We start from the raw sequence: 4,065 nt of genomic DNA, 5'->3' as shown, positions 1-4,065 counted from the left end.
GCGATCGATAGCGACGCAGCATCGAGCGCCTGTGCAATGACAGCCTCGATGTCTTCAATGGGCGTATTGCGCCGACAGCCGATCCCGAGCGCGATCATGGCCTGGTCACCCGCCATTGCGTGACCGGCATTGCCGGCTTGAAGCCGTGCATGGTGCCGACGGGTCTGGCATGCGACACCGCCAGACGAACCAGCTCGCCCCCATGCGTTTCGAACAACGCCGCGAGCCGCGCCTCGCCTTGCAGCGAAACGGCATTGGCGACCAGCCGTCCGCCGCGCCTCAACCGCGCCCAGACCGCTTCGAACACGCCGTTCTCCGAGAGGCCGCCCCCGATGAAGACAGCATCCGGTGCGTCGAGGCCAACGAGAGGCGCTGGCGCCGCGCCGACCACGATCTTCAGATCCGGCGCGCCGAGTGCGAGCGCGTTGCGGGCAGCACGGTCGGCGCGATCCTGCCGCACCTCGATGCCGATGGCGCGCAACGAGGCGTGCCGCAGCAACCACTCGATCGCGACCGAACCGGCGCCAAGCCCGACATCCCACAACAGTTCACCGGGCCGTGGCGCCAGCGCGGAGAGTGTGACGGCGCGGATCTCGCGCTTGGTCAATTGACCGTCGTGCTCGAACAGATCGTCGGCAAGTCCAGGAGCAAGGCCGATCACCGTCGCGTCGGGCTCCGCAACGACCTCGATGGCAACGGTCGTCAGCGCGTTGATGTGTTGCAAGTCGAATGAGCAGGCCGACGCGCTGCGCACCCGCTCCTGCGGCCCGCCCATTGCCTCCAGCACGGTCATCCGCGAGCCGCCCATGGCGCGCGCCGTGAGCAGCGTGGCGAGCTTTGCCGGTGTCGCCCCGTCCCAACACAGCGCCAGGATACGTGCACCCGGGCTCAGATGCCGGATCACGCCTTCGATCGCACGGCCGTGCAGGCTGACCTGTGACGTGTCCTGCAGCGGCCAGCCCATACGCGCGGCAGCCAGGCTGAACGCCGAAGGCTGCGGCAGGCACAGGATTTCCTCGGGCAGGAACCGCTCGGCGAGCTGCTTGCCGACGCCGTAATTGAAGGGATCACCGCTGGCGAGCACCACGACCGGCTCGCCGCACCGCGCCGCGATCAGATCGAATGCCTGATGCAATGGAGTAGGCCATACAAGCTGCTCGCCCGATATCAACGATCGCGCAAGATCAAGATGCCGCGCACCGCCGACCACGAGCTTCGCGTTGGCGACCAGGCGCTGCGCCGCCGGCGACAGGCCGCTGATGCCATCTTCGCCGATGCCGATGATGGACAGCCAGCGGATCGCGTTGCAAATTGCGCCCGAGTTCACCACGGACCTCGCCCCGCATGCGCATTCTCATTCTCGGCGGCACCATTGAAGCCTCGCAGCTCGCACGGCTGCTGGCCGACGACAGCAGGTTCGAAGCGACGATGTCGCTCGCCGGCCGCACCGTCTCGCCGAAGCAGCAGGTGTTGCCGACCCGCATCGGCGGCTTTGGCGGCATTGCCGGTCTTGAAACCTGGTTGCGCGACAACGGCATCGCGGCGGTCGTCGACGCCACTCACCCCTATGCCGCACAGATCTCGGCCCATGCGGTCGCCGCCTGCAACGGGATCTCGATTCCGCTCGGCTCGATCATCCGCGCGCCGTGGGCGCGCGAAGACGGCCGCGACAACTGGATCGAGGTCGAAACCACCGGGGCCGCAGCACACGCGCTCGGCGATGCGCCCGCGCGTGTCTTCCTTAGCATCGGCCGGCAGGAGCTTGCCGCCTTCGCGGCCGCGCCCCAGCATCACTACATCGCGCGCACCATCGACCCGCCTGATGTCACGCTGCCTCCGGACATTCGCTTTGTTTATGACCGCGGTCCGTTCGATATTGCAACCGAACAAGCCTTTCTCGCGCGCGAGAAAATCGACATGATCGTCTCGAAGAATTCCGGCGGCGCTGCCACCTACCCGAAGATCGTCGCAAGCCGCCGCTTGCAGCTTCCGGTGGTGATGATCAGCCGCCCGCACAAGCCGCACGGCGTGGCACTCGATGTACCCGAGGCCGCAATGCATTGGCTCGAGACGCAGCTTGCTCATGGCGCAAGCTCCTCGCGCCGTGGCGTGTAGATCCATGGCTCCCCGCCGTCACGCGCAATCAGCCGTGTTGCCGACGAACCGATCAGCACCAGCGTGCGCATGTCGGCCTTGTTGGGGTCGACTTCGCCAAGCGTCGTCGTGATCCGCCGCATCTCGCCCGAACCGGCCGCGCGCACCATCACAATGACGCTGGACGGCGATTTGTGCCGACGCAGGATATCGAAGGCCTCACCTAGCTGATGCGGCCGCGCTTTCGAGAGTGGATTATAGAGCGCGATGACGAAGTCGCCGACGCAGGCTGCTTCGAGGCGACGCGTGATCGTCGTCCATGATTTGAGATTATCTGACAGAGAAATAGCGCAGAAATCGCTACCGAGCGGCGCGCCAATCTCGGCCGCCGCCGCCAGCATCGCGGTCACGCCCGGCTCGACGCGAATATCGAGCGCACGCCATTCCGCTGGTCCCGCCTCGATCGCCTCAAACACTGCGGCCGCCATCGCGAATACGCCGGGATCGCCGCCGGACACCACGGCCACGGATTTGCCCGATGCCGCCAGCTCCAGCGCATGCCGCGCGCGATCGAGCTCGACGCGATTGTCGCTCGCGTGCCGCCTTTGTCCCGCAGGCGCGGCAACGATGCGGTCGAGATAAGGTCCATAGCCGATCAGATCGGTGGCGTCTGCGAGCGCCGCCGACGCCGCCGGCGTCGTCAGCTCGGCCCGCCCGGGCCCCAATCCCACCACCGTGAGCGATCCGGTCATAGCGCCCGCCCCTGACCGGGGATCAGGACCATCGAGAAGTAAGGCCCCCGCTCCTGGTTGCAATCGGCCAACGGCGTGATGCGCTGATCCTCCATGGTGCCGCGCTCGACATAGAGCGCACGCGCCAACAGGCCGGCGCTCGCGACCGCGCGCTTCACCTTCGGCAGGTTGCGCCCGACCTTCATGATCACGGCCGCCTCGCAGCGCGTCAGCCGATCCGAGAGAACGTCCTCGGCAAGCGTGCCCGGCAGCACCGACAGGATATCGTCGCCCCAGGTGATCGGCACGTTGGCCCGAGTCCAGCAACCGGACATGCCTGTGACACCCGGCACGATCTCGACCGGATGATCGCGCTCGAGCCGCCGCCACATATGCATGAAGGAGCCATAGAAGAACGGATCGCCCTCGGCGAGCAGCCCGACCGAGCGCCCCTCGCGCAAGTGCGCGGCGATGCTGTCGGCGGCGCGGCGATAGAACTCCGCGATTTGCGTCTGATAGGACGCGTCCGCAACCGGCACCTCTTCGGTCACCGGATATTCCAGCCGCAGCTCGTGGCGATCAGCTCCGATCAACGGCGTCACGATGCCGCGCGCATTGCCCTCCAACCCGCGCTTGGCGAAATAGGCCACGACATCGACCGAGCACACCAGCCCCGCGGCACGCAAGGTCAGGTATCGCACGTCGCCCGGCCCGACCCCGATGCCGTACAGCGTCCCGGCGCGCGCGCAGCCTGCGATATCGTCGAGCCGGCTCATTCAGCGTCGCTCGCAATGGCATTGATGGCGGCGACCGCCATGGCGCTGCCGCCCTTACGCCCTTTGACGATGAGATACGGCACGCGCCCGTCCGCCGCCAACGCCTCCTTCGACTCCGCCGCGCCGACAAAGCCGACGGCGGTGCCGATCACGGCCGCGGGCCGTGGCGCACCGGCATCGAGCATGTCGAGCAGATGGAACAGTGAGGTCGGCGCGTTGCCGATCGCCACCAGCGCACCGGCAAGATGCGGCCGCCACAGCTCCATCGCCGCAGCCGAGCGCGTGGTGCCGAGCCGTGCCGCCAGGGCCGGCACCTCGGGATTGTCGAGGGTACAGATGATTTCATTGTTAGCTGGCAGCCGCGGCCGCGTAATACCCTGTGCCACCATCTTGGCGTCGCACAGGATGGGCGCGCCGCGGTTCAGCGCCTCGCGCGCTGCTGCGGCGAAATCGTGCGACATCGC

5 protein-coding genes are annotated in these 4,065 nt (G+C 67.2%); 1 reads left to right on the top strand and 4 read right to left on the bottom strand.

The features are described from left to right. Positions 1-94: 94 nt before the first annotated feature. Positions 95-1,330, bottom strand: coding sequence for a precorrin-6y C5,15-methyltransferase (decarboxylating) subunit CbiE (gene cbiE / locus WA702_RS28025; RefSeq protein ID WP_425113789.1), 1,236 nt, complete (start codon positions 1,328-1,330; stop codon positions 95-97). A gap of 14 nt (positions 1,331-1,344) precedes the next feature. On the opposite strand from cbiE, the gene WA702_RS28020 reads away from it, so the two are divergent. Then, entirely contained in the window at positions 1,345-2,115 is a 771-nt protein-coding gene (locus WA702_RS28020; protein ID WP_425113788.1) for a cobalt-precorrin-6A reductase, read from the top strand. On the opposite strand, the gene cobJ is transcribed toward WA702_RS28020, so the two are convergent. The 3 genes from cobJ to WA702_RS28005 form a co-directional block, all read right to left on the bottom strand. Continuing rightward, positions 2,082-2,846 (bottom strand): precorrin-3B C(17)-methyltransferase, encoded by a 765-nt coding sequence (gene cobJ, locus WA702_RS28015; RefSeq protein ID WP_425113787.1) that lies wholly within the window; start codon positions 2,844-2,846, stop codon positions 2,082-2,084. The two genes, WA702_RS28020 and cobJ, sit on opposite strands and share 34 nt — an antisense overlap. Then, positions 2,843-3,601 carry a precorrin-2 C(20)-methyltransferase gene (locus tag WA702_RS28010; protein ID WP_425113786.1) on the bottom strand — a complete coding sequence of 253 codons (759 nt, stop codon included), beginning with the start codon at positions 3,599-3,601 and terminating at the stop codon, positions 2,843-2,845. The genes cobJ and WA702_RS28010 overlap by 4 nt, the downstream gene beginning before the upstream one ends. Then, the coding region (locus WA702_RS28005; protein ID WP_425113785.1) for a precorrin-8X methylmutase at positions 3,598-4,065 on the bottom strand (468 nt) is incomplete at its 5' end. The genes WA702_RS28010 and WA702_RS28005, both read right to left, overlap by 4 nt.

Source organism: Bradyrhizobium sp., from assembly GCF_049798375.1.
Classification (GTDB): Bacteria; Pseudomonadota; Alphaproteobacteria; order Rhizobiales; family Xanthobacteraceae; genus Bradyrhizobium.
Note: the sequence above shows the minus strand (reverse complement) of the source record. Positions and strands in the feature narration are given on the sequence as shown.